This window comes from Sphingomonas daechungensis (assembly GCF_014489495.1).
GTDB classification, from domain to species: domain Bacteria; phylum Pseudomonadota; class Alphaproteobacteria; order Sphingomonadales; family Sphingomonadaceae; genus Sphingomicrobium; species Sphingomicrobium daechungense.
The window spans coordinates 508,094-527,933 of record NZ_CP060780.1; the positions used below are offsets into that span (position 1 = coordinate 508,094).

The following is a 19,840-nucleotide window of genomic DNA, read 5'->3' on the forward strand; positions in this document are numbered from 1 at the left end:
GAAGTTGAAAATCGGGGGCGTGAACTTGGCCGACACAGGCAATCACGACGGAATGGTCTGGCTGGCCGGCGGCGAGTTCAGAATGGGATCGGACCATCATTACCGGGAAGAGTCACCTGCACATGATGTTTCGGTGGCCGGCTTCTGGATGGACGAGCATCCCGTCACGAACCGGCAATTTGCGGAATTTGTGAAGGCGACTGGCTACGTCACCATAGCCGAAATCGCGCCGTTGGCCGATGATTATCCGGGCGCCAAGCCGGAAATGCTCCGACCCGCGTCATTGGTGTTCACACCGACCGATCGGCCTGTCCAGCTCGACGACTGGAGCCAATGGTGGTGCTATGAGTTCGGCGCGGACTGGCGGCACCCGACGGGACCGGAAAGCGGTTTGGACGGATTGGAAGATCATCCGGTCGTCCATGTCGCCTGGGCCGACGTAAACGCATATGCCGACTGGGTGGGCAAGGACCTGCCTACCGAGGCCGAGTGGGAGTATGCAGCGAAGGGCGGATCGACCGGCGAATTCGTCTGGGGCGATGAACTCGTGCCCAACGGGAAGCACATGGCCAATACGTGGCAGGGCGAATTCCCTACCGCAACAGCTTGGAAGACGGGTTCTTGAGGACATCTCCGTGGGCAGCTTTCCAGCGAACGGGTTCGGGCTGGTCGACATGATCGGAAACGTCTGGGAATGGACCTCCAACTGGTATTCGAATGGCCATTCGGTTGAGGCCGTCAAGCCATGTTGCTCGCCCGCGAGTCCCCGAGGCGCATCCATCGAAGGTAGCTACGATCCCAATCTTCCCGACATTCGAATTCCCCGGAAAGTGGTCAAGGGCGGGTCACACCTTTGTGCGCCCTCCTATTGCCGACGCTACCGTGCTGCAGCTCGGCACGCACAAGCGATCGACAGCTCGATGAGCCACCTCGGGTTCAGGTGCGTAGTCAGAAAGCCGTCATCTAGCCAAGGTTAGGTCGATTTGGCGTCGAGAGTCTTCGGCGATACCGAATCTCAGGCGTTGATCAGCAGGCGCTTCCGTTCACCGCGAATGGGCAGACTGAGCTGCTCCGGCAGCGCATTGGCGGCCGCTTCGTGCTCCGCCTCGTCCATTCGCCGCCAGCCGTCGCGGCCAAGCCGCTCGAGCGGGCGGAAACGGGTCTTGTAGGCCATTCGCGGAGAGCCCTCGACCCAATAGCCGAGGTAGACGTATGGCAGCCCCGCCCTTGATGCCCGGATGATGTGATCGAGGATGATGTAGGTGCCAAGGCCTTTGCGCGATCCGGGGCCGACGTCGAAGAAGCTGTAGATCATCGACAGACCGTCGCCCTGCTGGTCCGACAGGCAGGCGCCGACCAGCTTGCCCGGCTTCCCGTTCTTCGACGGCTCCCGATATTCGACGAGGTAGGTGCGAACCGGCGTCTGCTCGACCATGTCGGCGAAATCGCTCTCGTCCATCTCGGCCATGCCGCCGCCCGGATGACGAATTTCGAGATAGCGCTGCAGCAGCTCGTATTGCTCCTGCGTCGTCCAGGGCTTGCACGCTGTCACTTCGAGGTCCGCATGCTTGCGCATCATCTTGCGTTGCGTTGCGTTGGGCGTGAACTCCGCCGCCAGGACGCGCACGGAAACGCAGGCCGAGCATTCGATGCAGCTTGGACGGTAGGCGACCGACTGACTGCGCCGAAATCCGATCCGGCCGAGCGCTTCGTTGAGCTCGCCGGCGTGGCGACCCGAAAGCTCCGTGAAAACCTTCCGCTCAACCTTGCCCGGGAGATACGGGCACGGCGACGGATTCGTCACGAAGAACTTCGGAAAGCGGAACGGTGCGCTCAAGCGGACTCGCCTCCTGAGAAAGTTACGAACTCATTTATGCGACTGGTAAACGCCGATTGAAAGGGTTTGCGCCCTTGGAAAGAGGGTTAATTGTCGCCGCTGTCCCGAGATGGGAAAATCCGGACTTGTCCGGACCTAGTCGAGCGAAGCCCGTTCGACGCGGAATCCTGCCGATTCCAATCGCTTGATCACGTCGTCGATCGACTCTGCATCGCGTGCCTCGCACTCGACTTCGATGATCGTGTCCTTGGCCGGAAGGCGGTTGAAGATCCGGCTGTGATAGATTTCGATGATGTTGACGCCCGCGTCCTGACAGCAGCCCGCGATCGCGGCGAGCGCGCCCGGCCGGTCCTGTGCGGCAATTCGAAGACGCGCCATTCGCCCCTGGCGGGCAAGGTCGCGCACCAGCACGGTTGCAAGCAAGTGCGTGTCGATATTGCCGCCGCATAATACGGTGCCGACCTTCTTCCCGGCATAGCGCTTGGGATCCGAAAGCAGTGCCGCCAGCCCGCCGCGCCGGCCCCTTCTGCGACGGTCTTTTCGATCCCGACGAGCATCGCGACCGCGCGCTCGATGTCGCGCTCGGGACCAGAACGATGTCGTCGATCAGCGCCTTCAGAATGCGCGAGGTGAGTTCGCCGGGTTCCTTGACTGCGATGCCCTCTGCGAGGGTGTCTCCGCCCAAAGGAAGGTTCGATCCGTCGTGAGCGCATTTCATCGACGGATAGAGCTCGGCCTCGACGCCGATCAGCTCGATCTCCGGCTTCAGCGCGCGTGCTGCAGTTGCGATACCCGAAAGCAGGCCACCGCCACCGATCGGAACGACCAGCATGTCGAGATCCGGCGCTTCCTCCAGCATCTCGATACCGAGCGTTCCCGCGCCGGCAATGATCTGAGGGTCGTCGAACGGATGAACGAAGACGAGTCCTTCCTCGCGTTCCAACTCGCGCGCCTTGGCAAAGGCATCGTCGAACATCTTGCCAAACAGCACGACCCGGGCGCCGTGGCCCTCGGTCTGGGTGACTTTGATTGTTGGGGTCGGCTCCGGCATGACGATCGTCACCGGAATGCCGAGCCGGTGTCCGTGATAGGCGACCGCCTGTGCGTGATTGCCGGCCGACGCCGCGATCACGCCGCGGGCGCGTTCTTCGGGCGAAAGCTGCAGTAGCTTGTTGAGGGCGCCGCGCTCCTTGTAGGCGGCAGTGAACTGCAGGTTCTCGAACTTCAGCCAGACTTCCGCTCCGATGATCTCGCTCAGCGTCTGGCTCTTGAGCATTGGCGTTCGCACGACGGCGCCTTCGATACGCTCGGCGGCGGCGCGGATGTCGTTGATCGTCGGGGCTTGCATGGACGCGGGCTGAAGCATGCCGCGGAGCTAGACCTTCCGCGCCGTCGGAACAATGCTATGCCGCAAGGATGCGAAAGGCATTTCTCGCCGCGGTTGCGGTTCTCCTCGCCACACCGGCGTTCGCCGATACCCTCATCGACAATGCTCGCGGCATCCAAATTGGCGCCGACGGCAAGCTGCAGCGGTTTCGCGCACTCGTCGTCAATGACAAGGGCAAGGTCGTCCAGGTCCTTCGCGACGGACAAACTGCCGTCATGCCGATCGAGCGTACGGTCGATGTCGGCGGGCGAACTTTGCTTCCCGGACTGATCGACGCGCACGGACACGTAATGGGCCTCGGCATTGCCGCGCTTCAGCTCGACCTCGTCGGCACGAGCTCGGTCGCCAACCTGCAGCAACGGCTGCGTGCCTATGCTTCGGCCCGGACCAGCGATCCGTGGCTTTCCGGCCGGGGCTGGAACCAGGAATTGTGGACGGATTCACGCTTTCCGACCGCGGCTGATCTGGATGCAGCGGTTTCCGACAGGCCGGTGGTTCTGGAGCGGGTGGATGGCCACGCGCTGGTGGTCAACAGCGCTGCGCTGAAGGCAGCGGGCATCACTGCGGCGACGAAGGATCCCGTCGGCGGCAAGATCGAGCGCGACGCGAGCGGGAATCCCACCGGCTTGCTCGTCGACGCTGCGATGGACCTCGTTGCGTCGAAGGTTCCGCCGTCGACGCCGGAACAGCTCGCGCAGGCGCTGGCCAAGGCGCAGGAGCAACTGCTTTCCGTCGGAGTCACGGCTGCGGCCGACATGGGCACTTCCGCAGCGGACTGGGCGGCGATGCAGGCGGCCGGGCAGAGCGGAAAGCTCAACGTCCGCATCATGAGTTATGCGTTCGACGTCCAGAACATGCGGGCAGTGGTCCCGAATGGTCCGACGCCGTGGCTGTTCGACGACCGTCTTCGAATGGGTGGGATCAAGCTCTACGCCGATGGGGCTTTGGGCTCTCGAGGCGCATGGCTCAAGAAGCCTTACGCCGACAAGCCCGACACGCGGGGCTTGCAGTTCCTCAAGGACGAAGAGCTTCTCGCCAAGGCGGAGGAAGCAGCAGGCAAGGGGCTGCAGGTCGCGGTGCACGCGATCGGCGATGCCGCGAATGCGCAGGCCATCTCAGCCTACGAACAACTCACAAAGCGCTACGGCAACCAGCGCCGCTGGCGGATCGAGCATTTCCAGATCGCCGACCCGGCCGACATCCCACGCCTCGCGCCCGCCGGTATCATCGCCTCGATGCAGCCGACTCATCAGACCAGCGATCGTCTGATGGCGGAAAAGCGGCTCGGGCCGGACCGGCTGGCGGGGGCCTACGCCTGGCAATCGGTGCTGAAATCGGGTGCGCGGTTGGCCTTCGGCTCAGACTTCCCGGTCGAATCGCCCAACCCCTTCCCGGGCCTGTCCGCGGCAGTCAGTCGCCAGGATGCGAACGGACAGCCTTTGGGCGGGTGGATCCGGAAGAAAGGGTGAGCTTCGAGCAGGCACTCGCCGGATTCACCCGAGACGCCGCCTACGCGGGCTTTGCCGAGCAAAAGTTCGGCGCGCTCGAACCGGGCAAGTGGGCCGACTTCATCATTGTCGATACGGATGTCGCGGCTGCCGATCCGCAGGAGATCGGCAAGACGCAGGTGCTGCAGACCTGGGTCGCCGGCAAAAAGGTCTGGCAGCGTCCGGCTAGCGGGACTGCCGAGCGCGGGAGATAAGCATCGACGGCGTCAGGATCTGCGGCAATTCCTCGGGATCCTTGCCCGGCACATACCAAAGGTAGAGTGGCACCCCGCCCGTCCCGGCTTTCGAGGAAGCGCGTGATTTCCGGATCGCCCTTGGTCCAGTCCCCACGAGCACCGTCACACCCGCCTTTTCGAACGCCTTCTGCACCTCGTCGCGATTGATCGCGGCGGTTTCGTTCGCCTTGCAGGTCAAGCACCAGTCGGCGGTGAAATAGACGAACACGGGGTGGCCTGCCGCCAGCTGCTCCTCGACACGGGCTTCGCTCCATGCACTCGCATCCGAAGCCGCGGTTGAAGCCGTAGGCGGCGCGATGGGGATGAACGCGATCGCGACCACGGCGACCGCGATTGCGGCGAGCGTCGCCAAATAGCCGGACTGCTTGCCTTGCCGCTGGAGCAGGCCTGCCCCGAACAGCATCACGGACACCAGCACAGCTGCAGCGATCCGATCTGCAGCGCGGTCCCCCGCCAGCCGCCACAAGAGCCAAAGGCAGGCAAGCGCAGTCAGCCCCATCGGGATGGCCAGGATGCGCTGGAGCGTAGCCATCCACGCACCCGGCTTCGGAAGCAGCTTCCGAAGCGCCGGAATGAAGGCAACCAGGACGAACGGCAGCGCAAGGCCAAGACCGAGCGCCGCGAACACGGCGATCGACCCAGCAGGCGGAAGCAGCAGCGCAGCACCGAGCGCTACTCCGAGGAACGGCCCGGCACACGGCGTGGCCACGAAGGCCGCCAGCGCCCCGGCGCCGAAGCTTCCAGACGGCATGCTCTCCGTCATCACGCTCGGCACTTCGAACACACGCAGGAGGTTCAGCGTGATCGCCGTCGTCAGCAGCAGGAGAATGAGGATCGTCCTCGGGTCCTGAAGCTGGAAGGCCCAACCGATCTCGGTCCCGGCCGATCGGATCGCAAGCAGGACGACACCGAGCGCGCCCGTGCCGACGATTGCGCCGGCCGCATAGCCAAGCGCATCCCTCCGCGCCGCTCGCTCGTCACCGCCGCTCTTCGCCAGGTGAAGGGCCTTGATCGCCAGGATCGGGAACACGCACGGCATCAGGTTGAGTAGAAGACCGCCTAGGATCGCCCCGACAACGGCCCACAAGATCGCCTGGGGCCCCGTATCGCCGATCAGGCTACCGCCCTTTGGCACCGTTCCGCGCACCGCCGTGAACTCGAGCCCGGTGCCGTCCCCAGCGAAAGCACGCCGGCAAACTGCGCCGGTTCGCCCGTTCGCCGCGGCAGCCCCGCGATCAGCCTGTCGCCCTTCCGACGGAACTGCTGCTCGGCAGCATAATCGACGGGCCCGTCCACCGCCGCGAAGACGTACGGCTCCTTGACCTCCACGTTTCGCGGAAGCGGGATTGCGATCCGGAGCTTCTGGCCTGACACCTCGAAATTCGCCGGCGTCGCAAGCGGACGCGGCAACAGCTTTCGCCATGCATCGAACTGCTCCTGGAAGTCCGGTTGCACCTTCCCGATTGCAAGGTCTGTCGAGAATTCGCCCTGTTCGGGAACGCAGATCTTGTCAGTGCAGGCGAGCCAGCGGGCGCTGGCACGGATCGGAACCGTTCCGGGCTTTGCGTCCGCCGGAACCTTCAGCCTTGCGAGTACCGAATAGTCGTTCTCGTAGACGTAATTCATGATCCCGGCGACGGTCAGCCGCGTGGGAACCGGGTAGCGAAGCGCGCCGACCGCATAGCCCGGCGGCAGCTCCCACTTCACCTCCATCGGCAGCCCGGCGTCCCGGGATTGAGCCAATAGCCGTGCCAGCCAGGTTGCGTATTCATGCGGATGGCAAGCTCGACTTCACCGCCCGGCTGCGCGGAATTTTCGGCGATCAGTTGCGGCTCGATTCCGCGCGCGTTGGCGAGGGCCGGCGCAAGCAAGATGGCGAGCAGGATCAGCAGGCGCCGAAGCATTGCGTTAACGGGTACAGCCGTACGGCCCGAAGGCAAGAGAGTCGGAGTCGCAATGGCTTCACATCTCGGCTAGCTCTTGCCGCGGACCCAAGTCGGAGAGTCATGGAATGCGCTTCGTTCGTGCAATCTGGAAACTGCTTGTCGGAGTTAAGGACGCCCTCGTCCTCATCTTCATGCTTCTGTTCTTCGGGTTCCTCTACGCGGCGCTGTCCGCGAAGCCGACGCCGGTCGGCGACGGCATTCTCGCTCTCGACCTCAACGGGTCGGTCGTCGAACAGCCCTCGAAGGCGGACGTTTCCGAAGTCCTCTCGGGCGGCAACCGCATCCGTCAATACAGCCTGCGCGAGTTGCTGGCGGCCTTGGAGGCGGCGAAAACCGACGATCGCGTCAAAGCGGTGGCGCTTGATCTGGATGGCTTCACTGGCGGCGGTCAGACGACGCTTACCGATCTCGCCGACGAGATTCGCTCCGTGCGAGCGTCGGGCAAGCCGGTGATCGCCTATGCGACCGGCTACACCGACGACGGCTATCAGCTCGCCTCCGCGGCATCCGAAATCTGGCTGAACCCGCTGGGACTGGTCGCAGTGGCCGGACCCGGCGGTCAGCGGCTCTATTACAAGGGCCTGCTCGACAAGCTCGGCGTCACTGCCCACGTCTATCGCGTCGGCACCTACAAGGCCGCCGTCGAGCCCTACACCCGAACCGACATGTCGCCGGAGGCGAAGGAGAACGCCCAGGCGCTCGGCAATGCCCTGCTCGAAAGCTGGCGCGAAAGCGTGGTCAAGGGCCGTCCGAAGGCGCAGCTCGACGCCTATATGCGCGATACCAATGCCGCGGTTCAGGCTGCCGGTGGCGACATGGCCAAGGCGGCGCTTAACGCCGGGCTGGTCGACAAGGTCGCGGATCGCCACGACTTCGAGAAGCGTCTGGCGGAGCTGGGTGGCGAAGATGACAGCGCCGTCGGCGGCTACAAGCGCATTCGACTTGGCGCCTACATCAAGGACGCAGTCGACGCGCAGCCGGAAGGTCCGATTGGCGTCGTCACCGTTGCCGGCATGATCGTCGACGGCAAGGCCTCGGCCGGAACAGCGGGCGGCGACAGCATCGCCCAGCTGATCGAAAAGGGTCTCGCCCGGAAAAACCTCAAGGCCCTGGTCGTTCGCGTCGACAGCCCGGCGGTTCGGTGCTTGCGTCTGAGCGTATTCGCCAGGCGATCCTCGAAGCCAAGCGCCGCAAGCTCCCGGTCGTCGTCTCGATGGGCAGCGTTGCAGCCTCGGGTGGCTACTGGGTGTCCACCCCCGCCGACTACATCTACGCCGAACCGTCGACGATCACCGGATCGATCGGCGTGTTCGGGATCCTGCCCAGCTTCGAAGGCACGCTCGCCAAGCTCGGGCTTGGCGCTGATGGCATCAAGACGACGCCGTTGTCCGGAGAGCCCGATGTCCTGCGCGGGCCGTCACCGGAATCCGAGCAACTTCTGCAGACCGGCGTGAACTCCATCTACGGGCGTTTCCTCGGCCTCGTCGCCCAGTCGCGGCACAAGACTCCGCAGGAGATCGACAAGATCGCGCAAGGCCGCGTGTGGGATGGCGGAACCGCCCACCAGATCGGCCTCGTCGACGGATTCGGCAGCTTGAACGACGCGGTCCAGAAGGCCGGCGAGCTCGCGAAGCTGGACAAGGACGACCGCGGCATCACCTATCTGGAGCGGCCGACCAGCTTCAAGGAGCAGCTGATCGAAATGCTCGCCTCGGAAGAGCGCGACGAAGGGTCGAGCCCAACCGATGGCTTCGCCTTCATCGGGAATGGCCAGGTCGAATTGGCCCAGGCGGTTGCCGACCTGCGCTCGGTTCTCGGCGGACCAAGCATCCAGGTCCGCTGCCTCGAGTGCCCGTCCCCCGCTCCGGCCAAGGTCGATCGGAAGGACGCCGGCTTCCTGGCCGCAATCAGCGACTGGCTGTTCTAGAGCCCCTTCCGCTTCCGACGTAGCGTCATCGGCAAAGTCATGGCGCCCAGGACGGCCATTGCCAGCGCTCCGATCGCGAGGACGATGATAAACGGATTGTGTGCGTCCTCGCGGCCGCCGGGGTCCAAGATGTGCAGGCCCCACATGAAATCGTAGAAGCGCCACCAGCGCGTGCGCGTGGCGACGATCTGGCCCGATACGGCATCGACAAAGAAGTGCGTTCCGTCGTCCATCGTCACCTGCCATGTCGCGAGTGGACGACGAAGGTCGAGCGGCGGGTCTTCCGGCCTGGTTCGTGTTACGGATGCAACCCGGCCCGTACCGGCATAGCGCGCCTGGACTTCTTGCCGGGCATCGGCAGCGGACAGGGCCGGGAGATAAAGCCCGGTCAATGGATCGGCGAGCCGAACCTTGCCATCGGGCAGCTTGACCACCCATCGCGGACCGACCGCGCGCTGCTCCAGAGAGAGGGACGTCAGATTCACGCCTGTCAGTGACGGCGGGATCGGCGGACCCGCAAGCCGAACGGGTGCCGCATCACGAAGCAGGCCCTCACCACGCACTGTCTCGATGGGCCGCGCGACCATGACCAGGCCGGAGATGATCCACAGGAGCACCGGGATCGCGGCCAGCCAGCCGAGGCGGATGTGCCAGCGCCTGAGGCCGGCCCGTTCCATTATCGCCATCCCCTCGCCGCCGTGGTCATGCCGCTGGCAAATGCTTCCTTGGCGACGTCCGCCAGAAGCGCCGCAATCCCTGCGTCATCGGACGCTCCAGAAGCCGATAGCAGAGCATGGCCCCAAGGATCGAAACCGTTACCCCAACGGCGGTGAACGCAGTCGGCCCCAGGCTCTCCAGGCCGCCGGATCTCCAGAAATGCGCCAAGGCTGCAAGCGTGATCACGTGCGTGAGGTAGAGCGAATAGGACGCGTCACCAACGGCCTTCAGGCCAGGGATCGGCAAGGTCCGCGAATATAGCGCGCCGCCGACGACCAATGTCGCTCCAACCAGGTTCGAAGCATGGCCGAGAAACGGAAGGATGGAGCCGTCCCGCAGGATGATAAAGCCTGCCGCCACGGCCAGCAGCCAAGTCCACGACCGCGCAAACTGATGCCGCATGTAGATGATGCCGAGCACGACGCCCGACAGGAATTCGAAGATGATCGGGTTGGCGTAGAAATTCATCACGTCGATCCGGCCGCGAAGCGCGGAGCCGGCAAGGACCACTGCGGTGAGAAACACGGCGATGAGTGCGAAGCGTTTTCGCCACGACCCCGGCTGGCGGCAATCGCAATGGCGAACAGGACGTAGAACAGCATTTCGTAATTCAGCGTCCAACCGGGCACCAGCAACGGCCAGAACTGATCGGTGACCACCGGATGTCGCGCCGGCAAGAACAGGAAGGATGCAATTGCATGCGGCGCGCTGAAAACGGTGGTCTTGAGCAATTGCGGTGCGGTCAGCGCAATCGCCAGGACTCCGGCAGTGACGAGCCAGTAAAGCGGGACGATGCGAATGATCCGGTTGCGCATAAAATCGCCCGCGGACATTCCCTGCCGCCGCTCGACCGACACCCACATGATGAAGCCACTGATGACAAAGAAGATGTCGACGCCCGACGACAGCCAGTTCACGTCCAGGGTCCCGTACCCCAGCCGCTCCAGCTGCAAGCCGATGTGGACAAAGACCACCATCGTCGCCGCAACACCGCGCAGCATCTGAATCGGGACAATGTCCTGGCGCGTGGATTCAATCGTCAGATGCCCATCCTCCGCCTCTCATGAGGCCGTAGGACAGGACGAATTGCAAGCACCGGCAATCGAGACTTAAGCCCCTGTCTCAAAAGGGGATGAAGCGGGCTCCGGCGTGGATTCGGGATTTGCCCGGTAAATCAGCGTCCTAGATGTGGATCGGCTTGCCGGTCACCGCCATCGCCGCTTCCTTCAGCGCTTCGCTGTGCGTCGGATGGGCATGGCAGGTGTATGCGATGTCCTCCGATGTCGCGCCGAATTCCATCGCCTGAGCGGCCTGCGCGACCATCGTCCCCGCAACCGACGCGATCATCCACACGCCGAGCACGCGGTCGGTCTTCGCATCGGCGATGACCTTCACGAAGCCGTCGGGCTCGTGGTTGGTCTTGGCGCGGCTGTTGGCGAGCATCGGGAATTTGCCGACCTTCACCTCGCCATGCTCGCGCGCCTGCGCTTCGGTGAGGCCGACGCCGGCGATCTCCGGCATGGTGTAGACGACGCTCGGGATCACATCGTGGTTCACGATGCCGGTCAGGCCTGCGATGTTTTCCGCGACCGCAATGCCCTCATCCTCGGCCTTGTGGGCGAGCATCGGGCCCGGGATGACGTCGCCGATCGCCCAGACGCCCGGGACCGACGTGCGGAACTCGTGGTCGGTCTCGATCTGACCGCGCTGGTTGACCTGCAGACCCGCCTTGTCGAGCGCGAGGCCTTCCGTATTAGGCCGGCGGCCGATCGACACCAGCACAGCGTCGGCCTCGATCGTCTGGGCTGCGCCGCCCTTGGCTGGCTCGACGGTGAGCGTCGCCTTGCTGCCGTTGACCGTCACGCCGGTCACCTTGGTGCCGAGCCGGAACTCGATCCCTTGCTTCTTGAAGATCTTGTTCGCTTCCTTGCGGATGTCGTCATCGAAGCCAGGGAGGATCTGGTCGAGGAACTCGACGCAGGTCACCTTCGCCCCGAGCCGGCGCCATACGCTGCCCAGCTCAAGCCCGATCACGCCGCCGCCGATGACAACCAGATGGCCCGGGACCTTCTCAAGCTCGAGCGCGCCGGTCGAGGAGACGACGGTCTTCTCGTCGATCTCGACGCCCGGGAGCGGCGTCACCGACGAGCCGGTGGCTACGACGATATTCTTCGCGCGGACGGTGCGGTCGCCGACCTTGACCGTGTCCGCGTTCTCGAAGCTGGCGCGGCCCTTCAGCCATTCGACCTTGTTCTTCTTGAACAGGAATTCGATGCCGCCCGTCAGGCCCTTCACCGCGTCGAGGCGCTGCGCATGCATCGCCGGCAGGTCGAGCTCGGGCGTGACCTTGATGCCCATCTTGGCCATCGCGCCATTCGCCGCCGCGTCGAAATACTCCGACGCGTGCAGGAGAGCCTTCGACGGAATGCAACCGACGTTGAGGCAGGTGCCGCCGAGCGTGTCGCGGCTTTCGGCGCAAGCGGTCTTCAGGCCAAGCTGCGCGGCACGGATCGCCGCGACGTAGCCGCCGGGCCGGAGCCGATCACGAGAACGTCAAAGTCGTAGGCCTCGGCCATCAATCGCTCCGATCTTGGGGTTCGCGGGCGACTTAAGGGCGAGACCCGCCAGCCGCAAGCGCGTCGCCGTTGGTAACGCGCATTTAACCGTCATTTGTTAGCGCTATCACCACGGGGAGAGCCGTACAAAATGTTGGATCGTCACGCATCGGGCGTACGCGCCTGGCTATTGATCGAAGCGTCGCGCGAAGGAATTCTTCGCTTTGCGACCGCACTGCCGTCGGCCCGCCCCCGCATTGCGGACATTCATGAAATCCGTGTGGACGGGGTCCCAACTTTCACCGACGCCCTGCAACAGTATGAGAGGGAGAAGCGCCTCCAGCTCAGCGGCATGCAATGCGCCATGGCAATCGCCGGAGCCGCGAACGGTGAAGCCATCTCTCTGGTCCGGTCTCGCTGGACCATCAGCAGAGCCGGGCTTGCAGCCTACTTCGGCACCAGCCCCATCATTTTGAACGATGTGGCCGCGCGAGCATGGGCGACCCGCTCCGGGACCGGGATCATCGAACCGATCCGCGGCGTGGATCGACTGAGCTTCGACAAGCCGGGGCGCTACGGCATGATCATGGTTGAGGAAGGCGTCGGCGCGGCAATCGTGGACGTCGCTCGCGACGGGTCCGTGCGCGTTCTCGAGACGGAAGCCGGTCACATGGACTTCGCAGCGTCGAACGAGCGTGAGGAGCGACTCGCGAAGGCCGTCCGTGGAGCGAATGGCGTGGTCAGCTGGGAAATGCTGCTGATGTTCGACCGGATGGACCCGATATGGGCAAGCGCCTGCCCCGACCTGCTGGAGCCTGAGCGGCCGCGTGTCCTTGCGACCCTGCTCTGCCGCTTTGCCGTCAACCTGATGCACAGCTTCGGGCGTGGGACGGGATCATGGTCACGGGGAGTCGCGCAGCGAGAATGCTTCGGGCGGACAGTCGCCTGCACTTCGAATCAGCGTTCACCACACGCCGCAACTTCAGCCGGCTGGTGTCGAATTCGACGATCTGGCGTGTCGACCAGCACGAGGCCGTCCTGACCGGCGCCGCCGAACGGCTGGCGCAGCACGTCTTCCCGGCGCTGAGAGCCGCGGCCTAGAGGTCGATCAGCAAACGGGTCGGATCTTCGATCGCTTCCTTGACGCGAACCAGGAAGGTAACCGCCTCGCGGCCGTCGATCAGGCGGTGGTCGTAGCTGAGAGCCAGGTACATCATCGGGCGGGCGACGATCTGCCCGTCCTTGACCACCGGCCGCTCCTCGATGCGGTGCATGCCGAGCACGGCAGACTGCGGCGGGTTGATGATCGGCGTCGACAGCAAAGACCCGAACACCCCGCCGTTTGAAATGGTGAAGGTGCCGCCGGTCATGTCGTCGACCGTCAGCGTGCCTTCCTTGGCCTTCTTGCCGTAATCGGCGATCGACTTCTCGATCTCGGCAAAGGTCATGCGGTCGGCGTTGCGGACGACCGGTACGACGAGGCCCTTGGGTGCCGATACCGCGACCGACACGTCGAGATAGTCGTGATAGACGATCTCGTCGCCTTCGATGCTCGCGTTGACCGACGGAACGTCCTTAGCCGCAAGCGCGACCGCCTTCACGAAGAAGCCCATGAAGCCGAGGCGAATGCCGTGCTTCTTTTCGAACAGATCCTTGTAGCGAGCTCGGGCGTCGATCACCGCCGACATGTCGACGTCGTTGAATGTCGTCAGCAGCGCTGCCGTATTCTGCGCCTCCTTCAGGCGATGCGCGATCGTCTGCCGCAGACGCGTCATCTTCACGCGCTCTTCTCTGCGGTCTCCGGTTGGGGCAGTTTTCGCGACGGGCTGCGGAGTAGCAGAAGTCGGCGCTGCGGGAGCACGGGCCTCCGGCTCATGGACCGGCCCACCGGCCTTCGCGGCTTCAGCGGCAGCAAGCACGTCGTCCTTGGTCAGGCGTCCGTCCTTTCCGGTCCCGCGGATCTTGGTCGGGTCGACATGATGCTCGAGCACGGCACGGCGAACCGCCGGCGACAGGGTCGTGATGGCATCGTCACCGTTCGGGGCTCAGGAGCATGCTCGGTCCCGCGCAATTGCGGGTTCTCGCCGGCGCCGGCCGGGTTCGTCGTCGCGGCTGCGGCCTCGGTGGCCGGCGCGGAAGGCGCGGCAGCGCCCGCCGTCGCATTCTCGTCGATCCGAGCGATCAGTCCGCCGACGGCAACCGTGTCGCCCTCATTCGCCAGCGCCTCGGTCAAAACTCCCGCGACCGGCGACGGAACGTCGACGCTGACCTTGTCGGTCTCGAGCGTCGCAATGGCCTCGTCGGCCGCGACCGCCTCGCCTGGCTTCTTCAGCCACTGCGCGAGTGTGCCTTCGGTGATGGACTCGCCGAGTGTCGGAACTTTTACCTCAGTCGCCATCGATGCTCCTCTAGGCCCGGCGTGCCGCGGGCTCAGCCTGTGCCGGGCTGCTATGGCCCAGCGCCGCCGCAATCAAGTTCGCCTGCTCCGCCGCATGACGTTTTGCCAAGCCAGTCGCGGGCGACGCAGACGACGCGCGGCCCGCGTAGGTCGGCCGCATGCCCTGGAACCCCGCCTCGGCGAGGCACTCCTCGAGCAGGTCCTCAACGAAGAACCAGGCGCCGTTGTTCTTCGGCTCTTCCTGCGCCCAGACGAGCGTTTCGAGCTTCGGCATCGCCTGGAGGCGCTTCACGAGCGGTTCCGACGGGAACGGATAGAGTTGCTCGATCCGAACCACCTCGGTGTTCGGGTCGCCCCCGCCATCGCGGGCTTCCATCAGCTCGTAGGCGAGCTTGCCGCTGCAGAGCACGAGGCGCTTGGTCTCGCCGTCCTGCGGTGGACGCAAATCGCTGACGATGCGCCGGAAGTGGCTCTCGCCGGTGAAATCGGCGAGGCTCGACACCGCCAGCTTGTGCCGAAGCAGCGACTTCGGCGTCATCATGACCAGCGGCTTGCGGAAATCGCGCAGAAGCTGACGCCGAAGGATGTGGAAGTAGTTCGCCGGGTCGTGCAGTTGGCGACCTGAATATTGTCCTCGGCGCAAAGCTGCAGGTACCGCTCGAGGCGCGCGGAGCTGTGCTCCGGCCCCTGCCCTTCGAACCCGTGGGGAAGCAGCATGACCAGGCCGCTCGCTCGGAGCCACTTGGCCTCGCCCGCCGCGATGAACTGGTCGATGATGGTCTGCGCGCCGTTGGCGAAGTCACCGAACTGCGCTTCCCAGCACACCAGGGTGCTCGGGTCGGCGAGCGAGTAGCCATATTCGAACCCGAGCACGCCGAATTCGCTAAGCGGACTGTCGCGAACCTCGAAGCGACCGCCATCGATGTGCGCCAGCGGGATGTATTTCGCACCGGTCTGCTGATCGACCCAGACCGCGTGACGCTGGCTGAACGTGCCGCGGCCGCTGTCCTGGCCTGACAGGCGGACATTGTGGCCTTCGGCGATCAGGCTTCCAAACGCGAGCGCCTCGGCGGTCGCCCAGTCGAAGCCTTCGCCTGTGTCGAACATCGCCTTCTTGGCATCGAGAATGCGCTGCAGCGTCTTGTGGACGTGGACATCGGCCGGAACCGTCGTGAGTGCTTCGCCAATCTTGCGAAACTCGTCCTCCGGTACGGCGGTCGTCGTGTTGCGACGCCCCGTGACCGTCTCCTCCGGCTGGTTGAGCCCGGTCCAGCGGCCCTCGAACCAGTCGGCCTTGTTCGGCAGATAGCTGACCGCCGCCTGAAACTCTTCCTCTAGGTGGTCGACGTACGCCTTGGTATGCTCTTCGACCCACTTTGCGTCGATCACGCCTTCGTTGACGAGGCGCTGCTCATAGATCGCCGAAATCGGCGGATGCTGGCGAATAGCCGCATACATGAGCGGCTGGGTGAAGCTGGGCTCGTCGCCCTCGTTGTGACCGAAGCGGCGGTAGCACCACATGTCGATGACGATGTCGCGGCCGAAGGTCTGGCGGAACTCGGTCGCCAGCTTGCAGCAGAAGGTCACCGCCTCCGGATCGTCGCCGTTGACGTGCAGGATCGGTGCCTGGACCGACTTCGCCACATCCGAAGGATAGGGCGATGATCGCGCGAATTGCGGGCTGGTCGTAAACCCGACCTGGTTGTTGATGATGAAGTGGATCGTGCCGCCGGTGCCGTATCCGGGTAGCCCGGAGAAGGCGAGGCATTCGGCGACGATGCCCTGGCCCGCGAAAGCTGCATCGCCGTGCAGGAGGACCGGAAGCACGGTCTTGCCATGCTTGTCCTCACGCAGCGTCATGACGGCACGCGCCTTGCCGAGCACGACCGGATCGACCGCTTCGAGGTGTGACGGGTTCGGCAGCAGCGACAAGTGCACCTTGTTGCCGTCGAACTCGCGGTCCGACGAAGTACCGAGGTGGTATTTCACGTCGCCCGATCCGCCGACGTCCGCCGGGTTGGTCGCGCCTCCGGCGAACTCGTTGAAGATCGCGCGATAGGGCTTGCCCATCACGTTCGACAGGATGTTCAGCCGGCCGCGGTGAGCCATGCCGACGTCGATCTCGGTCACGCCATATTGGCCACCATATTTGATGACCGCCTCAAGAGCGGGAACCGCGCTCTCGCCGCCGTCGAGCCCGAATCTTTTCGTGCCGACATATTTGCGCGCGAGAAACTTTTCCCACTGCTCAGCTTCGATGACCTTGGTCAGGATCGAGCGCTTGCCCTCGGCGTAAACTGGATCTCGGCGTCCTTGCCTTCGATCCGCTCCTGAAGAAAGCGGCGCTCCTCCAGGTCGTTGATGTGCATATATTCGACGCCGACGACGCCGCAGTAGTTCGCCTGCAGCACCTTCACGATCTCGTTTATCGTCGCCCGCTCGAACCCGAGTGCCCCGCCAACCCAGATCGGCCGGTCAAGGTCGCCCGGCCCGAAACCGTGATATTCGGGGTCAGGTCGGCCGGCAGCTCCGAATGATGGAGGCCGAGCGGATCGAGCTTGGCGGCCAGATGCCCGCGCACGCGATAGGTGCGGATCAGCATCATTGCGCGGATTGAGTCTTCCGCCGCACGCCGGATGACGTCGGGATTCGCGGCTGGCGTGGCGGCCGCAGCCTTCTCCGTAGCTGCTTTCTTGAAGGCCTCGATCGTCGCCTCGGTGGGATCGAGACCAAGATTGATGTCGTCGAGCTCGGCGATCGGCCAGTTTGGCCGCGCCCAGCTAGGTCCCGGCTCGCGCTCCGGGAAGATCGGTTGGTCGTCGGACATTATGCGTAAGCTGCCAGTAGCTCTTTCAGCGTCGTTCCGAGCTCAGATGGGCTTGGGCTGACGGTAATTCCAGCCGCCTCCATCGCCGCGATCTTGCTCTCCGCATCGCCCTTGCCGCCCGACACGATCGCGCCGGCATGGCCCATGCGGCGTCCCGGAGGCGCCGTGCGGCCCGCGATGAAGCCGACGACCGGCTTCTTGCGGCCGCGTTTCGCTTCATCGGCAAGGAACTGGGCAGCGTCTTCTTCAGCCGAGCCGCCGATTTCGCCGATCATGATGATGGACTTGGTCTCGTCGTCGGCGAGGAACATCTCAAGCACGTCGATGAACTCGGTGCCCTTCACCGGATCGCCGCCGATGCCGACCGCGGTCGACTGGCCAAGGCCCTCGTTGGTGGTCTGGAACACCGCTTCGTAAGTGAGCGTGCCGGAGCGGCTGACGACGCCGACACTGCCTTTCTTGAAGATGTTGCCCGGCATGATGCCGATCTTGCACTCGTCCGGAGTCAGCACCCCGGGGCAGTTCGGGCCAATCAGCCGCGATTTGGAGCCATCCAGTGCGCGCTTCACGCGGACCATGTCGAGCACGGGAATGCCCTCAGTAATCGCCACGATCAGCGGGACCTCGGCATCGATCGCTTCCAGGATGGAGTCGGCGGCGAACGGCGGCGGCACGTAGATGACGGACGCATCTGCTCTCGTCTTCTCCACCGCCTCGCCGACCGTATCGAACACCGGCAAGCCGATGTGGGTGGTGCCGCCCTTACCCGGGGTGACACCGCCCACCATCTGCGTGCCGTAATCGAGAGCCTGGCGCGTGTGGAAGGTGCCAGTCTCTCCGGTCATCCCCTGCGTGATGACCTTGGTGTTCCGATTAACCAGAATGCTCATTGGGTCGGCGTTACCTTTGCGTCTTTGTTCCAATTGACCTGCAGGACCGTGTATCCGCCGGTCCGCGTCGCGAGGGCGCGATAGCCCTCCTTGTCGTTCAACCACTCAACCGGCTTGAAGGAGCCCGCCGACGGCTGGCCGCCGCGCAAGTGGCTCTCAACCGCGGCCGATGCCGGCCGCAGGACGAGGTTCTGCGATGCGACGCCGCAGATCCTCGGGCTGAAGCTGCGATCCGTATAGCTCAGCGAATAGAGGTAGGAATCCTCCGAGCCTGCGATCTTCCACACCTGCGCTTCGCTCGGCTTGCCGAGGCGGCTGCGGATGGCGGTCGGAAGTCCGTCAAAGCCGACCTGGGTGGCGGACGTCGCCGCCGCCTTGCCCTCGAAGCAGGCGGCAATGAACAGGTTCGGTAGTTGGTCGGGTGCGACCGGGGTCGTGACAGCCGCTGCGTTCAAAAGAGTGGCTGCTGCAAGTGACATCATCATCTTGGACCTCCCTCTAACTTCTTGGGGCAGCGATTATGCGCCCCATCGCCGACGAAACGAACCGTGATTCGATGAACGCCCTTTAGCTCAGGCTGCCATCGATCTGCCTGCACGCCACCAGAAGTTCCTTCACCGCGTCAACGCTGACCTGGAGGTTCTGCCTGGCTTCATCGTCGAGCGTGATCTCGATCACTTCCTCCGCGCCATCGGCACCGATTACGACCGGAACGCCGACATAAAGTCCGTCGAGGCCATATTTGCCTTCCACGTAGACCGCGCATGGCAAGACGCGCTTCTGGTCCCCGAGATAAGCTTCCGCCATCGCGATCGCGCTGGTGGCGGGCGCGTAGTAAGCCGAGCCGGTCTTCAACAGCGCCACGATCTCGCCGCCGCCGCCGCGGGTGCGCTTGACGATCTCGTCGATCCGCTCCTTCGTGGAGCGGCCCATCTTGACCAAGTCGTCGACCGGAATGCCGCTGATCGTGGTGTAGCTGGTCACCGGGACCATCGTGTCGCCGTGTCCGCCGAGGACGAAAGCGTTCACGTCGCGGACGCTGACATTGAATTCCTGCGCCAGGAATGTCGCGAAGCGCGCGCTGTCGAGCACGCCGGCCATGCCGACCACCTTGTTGTGCGGGAGACCTGAGAACTCGCGAAGCGCCCACACCATCGCGTCGAGCGGGTTGGTGATGCAGATGACGAAGGCGTCCGGGCAATGCTCCTTGATGCCCGCGCCGACGGCCTTCATGACCTTGAGGTTGATGCCGAGGAGATCGTCGCGGCTCATGCCTGGCTTGCGCGGCACGCCGGCGGTGACGATCACGACATCGGCTCCGGCAATGTCGGCATAGTCGTTGGTGCCCGTAATCTTCGCGTCAAAGCGCTCGATGGGACCGCATTGGCTCAGATCCAGCGCCTTGCCCTGCGGAATGCCCTCCGCAATGTCGAACAGCACGATGTCGCCAAGCTCGCGCTGCGCGGCGAGGTGAGCGAGGGTTCCACCGATCATTCCGGCGCCAATCAGGGCGATCTTCTTGCGGGCCATCAGGCTGCTGCTTTCCTTGCTTTTTCGTTTGACGCCGAGGGCTCGGCGCAGAATGGCGGCGCTCTAGACCGCGATGAGGAGT

General features: G+C 64.3%; 11 protein-coding genes and 7 pseudogenes. 4 read left to right on the top strand and 14 right to left on the bottom strand.

What is annotated here, in order from left to right:
• Positions 1–82 precede the first annotated feature (82 nt).
• Positions 83–977 (top strand): annotated as a pseudogene (locus H9L15_RS02645) (formylglycine-generating enzyme family protein).
• 38 nt (positions 978–1,015) lie between these two features.
• Here the strand turns inward: H9L15_RS02645 and H9L15_RS02650 are convergent.
• Positions 1,016–1,837: an arginyltransferase gene (locus H9L15_RS02650; RefSeq protein WP_187715059.1), complete on the bottom strand. Its 822-nt coding sequence runs from the start codon at positions 1,835–1,837 to the stop codon at positions 1,016–1,018.
• A 135-nt stretch (positions 1,838–1,972) separates the two neighbouring features.
• Positions 1,973–3,203 (bottom strand): annotated as a pseudogene (locus H9L15_RS02655) (threonine ammonia-lyase).
• Between the two features lie 50 nt (positions 3,204–3,253).
• Here H9L15_RS02655 and H9L15_RS02660 point away from each other — a divergent pair.
• A pseudogene (locus tag H9L15_RS02660) lies at positions 3,254–4,926 on the top strand (amidohydrolase).
• On the opposite strand, the gene H9L15_RS16810 reads toward H9L15_RS02660, so the two are convergent.
• The 3 genes from H9L15_RS16810 to H9L15_RS16820 are packed head-to-tail and all read right to left on the bottom strand — an operon-like array spanning position 4,898 to position 6,872.
• Complete coding sequence (locus tag H9L15_RS16810; RefSeq protein ID WP_223276452.1) at positions 4,898–6,115, bottom strand: protein-disulfide reductase DsbD family protein; 1,218 nt, start codon at positions 6,113–6,115, stop codon at positions 4,898–4,900. The pseudogene H9L15_RS02660 and the gene H9L15_RS16810 sit on opposite strands and share 29 nt — an antisense overlap.
• Positions 6,082–6,675, bottom strand: a complete 594-nt coding sequence (locus tag H9L15_RS16815) for a protein-disulfide reductase DsbD domain-containing protein (RefSeq protein WP_262984895.1) — start codon at positions 6,673–6,675, stop codon at positions 6,082–6,084. Before H9L15_RS16815 ends, H9L15_RS16810 begins: the two co-directional genes overlap by 34 nt.
• A complete protein-coding gene (locus H9L15_RS16820) occupies positions 6,672–6,872 on the bottom strand; it encodes a protein-disulfide reductase DsbD family protein (RefSeq protein ID WP_223276453.1) in 201 nt (66 codons plus the stop codon). The genes H9L15_RS16815 and H9L15_RS16820 overlap by 4 nt, the downstream gene beginning before the upstream one ends.
• Positions 6,873–6,979: 107 nt before the next feature.
• Between H9L15_RS16820 and sppA the strand changes: the two are divergent.
• A pseudogene (gene sppA, locus H9L15_RS20720) lies at positions 6,980–8,841 on the top strand (signal peptide peptidase SppA).
• On the opposite strand, the gene H9L15_RS02675 reads toward sppA, so the two are convergent.
• The 4 genes and pseudogenes from H9L15_RS02675 to lpdA all read right to left on the bottom strand — a co-directional run bounded on the left by H9L15_RS02675 (position 8,838) and on the right by lpdA (position 12,134).
• Positions 8,838–9,518 (bottom strand): hypothetical protein, encoded by a 681-nt coding sequence (locus H9L15_RS02675; protein ID WP_187715060.1) that lies wholly within the window; start codon positions 9,516–9,518, stop codon positions 8,838–8,840. The pseudogene sppA and the gene H9L15_RS02675 overlap by 4 nt on opposite strands.
• Positions 9,519–9,543: 25 nt before the next feature.
• The gene (locus H9L15_RS02680) at positions 9,544–10,083 is read right to left on the bottom strand and encodes an acyltransferase family protein (RefSeq protein ID WP_187715061.1); all 540 of its coding nucleotides are present in this window, start codon (positions 10,081–10,083) and stop codon (positions 9,544–9,546) included.
• Positions 10,026–10,559: an acyltransferase family protein gene (locus tag H9L15_RS02685; protein ID WP_187715062.1), complete on the bottom strand. Its 534-nt coding sequence runs from the start codon at positions 10,557–10,559 to the stop codon at positions 10,026–10,028. The genes H9L15_RS02680 and H9L15_RS02685 overlap by 58 nt, the downstream gene beginning before the upstream one ends.
• Before the next feature lie 181 nt (positions 10,560–10,740).
• A pseudogene (gene lpdA, locus H9L15_RS02690) lies at positions 10,741–12,134 on the bottom strand (dihydrolipoyl dehydrogenase).
• 130 nt (positions 12,135–12,264) lie between these two features.
• Here lpdA and H9L15_RS02695 point away from each other — a divergent pair.
• The gene (locus H9L15_RS02695; protein WP_187715063.1) at positions 12,265–13,155 is read left to right on the top strand and encodes a glucokinase; all 891 of its coding nucleotides are present in this window, start codon (positions 12,265–12,267) and stop codon (positions 13,153–13,155) included.
• A gap of 55 nt (positions 13,156–13,210) precedes the next feature.
• On the opposite strand, the pseudogene odhB reads toward H9L15_RS02695, so the two are convergent.
• The 5 genes and pseudogenes from odhB to mdh all read right to left on the bottom strand — a co-directional run bounded on the left by odhB (position 13,211) and on the right by mdh (position 19,758).
• Positions 13,211–14,511: pseudogene (gene odhB / locus H9L15_RS02700) on the bottom strand (2-oxoglutarate dehydrogenase complex dihydrolipoyllysine-residue succinyltransferase).
• Positions 14,512–14,521: 10 nt separating this feature from the next.
• A pseudogene (locus H9L15_RS02705) lies at positions 14,522–17,338 on the bottom strand (2-oxoglutarate dehydrogenase E1 component).
• Positions 17,338–18,228 carry a succinate--CoA ligase subunit alpha gene (sucD, locus tag H9L15_RS02710; protein ID WP_187715064.1) on the bottom strand — a complete coding sequence of 297 codons (891 nt, stop codon included), beginning with the start codon at positions 18,226–18,228 and terminating at the stop codon, positions 17,338–17,340. Before sucD ends, H9L15_RS02705 begins: the two are co-directional and overlap by 1 nt.
• Complete coding sequence (locus H9L15_RS02715) at positions 18,225–18,713, bottom strand: hypothetical protein (RefSeq protein ID WP_187715065.1); 489 nt, start codon at positions 18,711–18,713, stop codon at positions 18,225–18,227. Before H9L15_RS02715 ends, sucD begins: the two co-directional genes overlap by 4 nt.
• Positions 18,714–18,795: 82 nt before the next feature.
• On the bottom strand, positions 18,796–19,758 hold the full coding sequence (gene mdh / locus H9L15_RS02720; RefSeq protein ID WP_187715066.1) for a malate dehydrogenase: 963 nt from the start codon (positions 19,756–19,758) through the stop codon (positions 18,796–18,798).
• Positions 19,759–19,840: the final 82 nt, after the last annotated feature.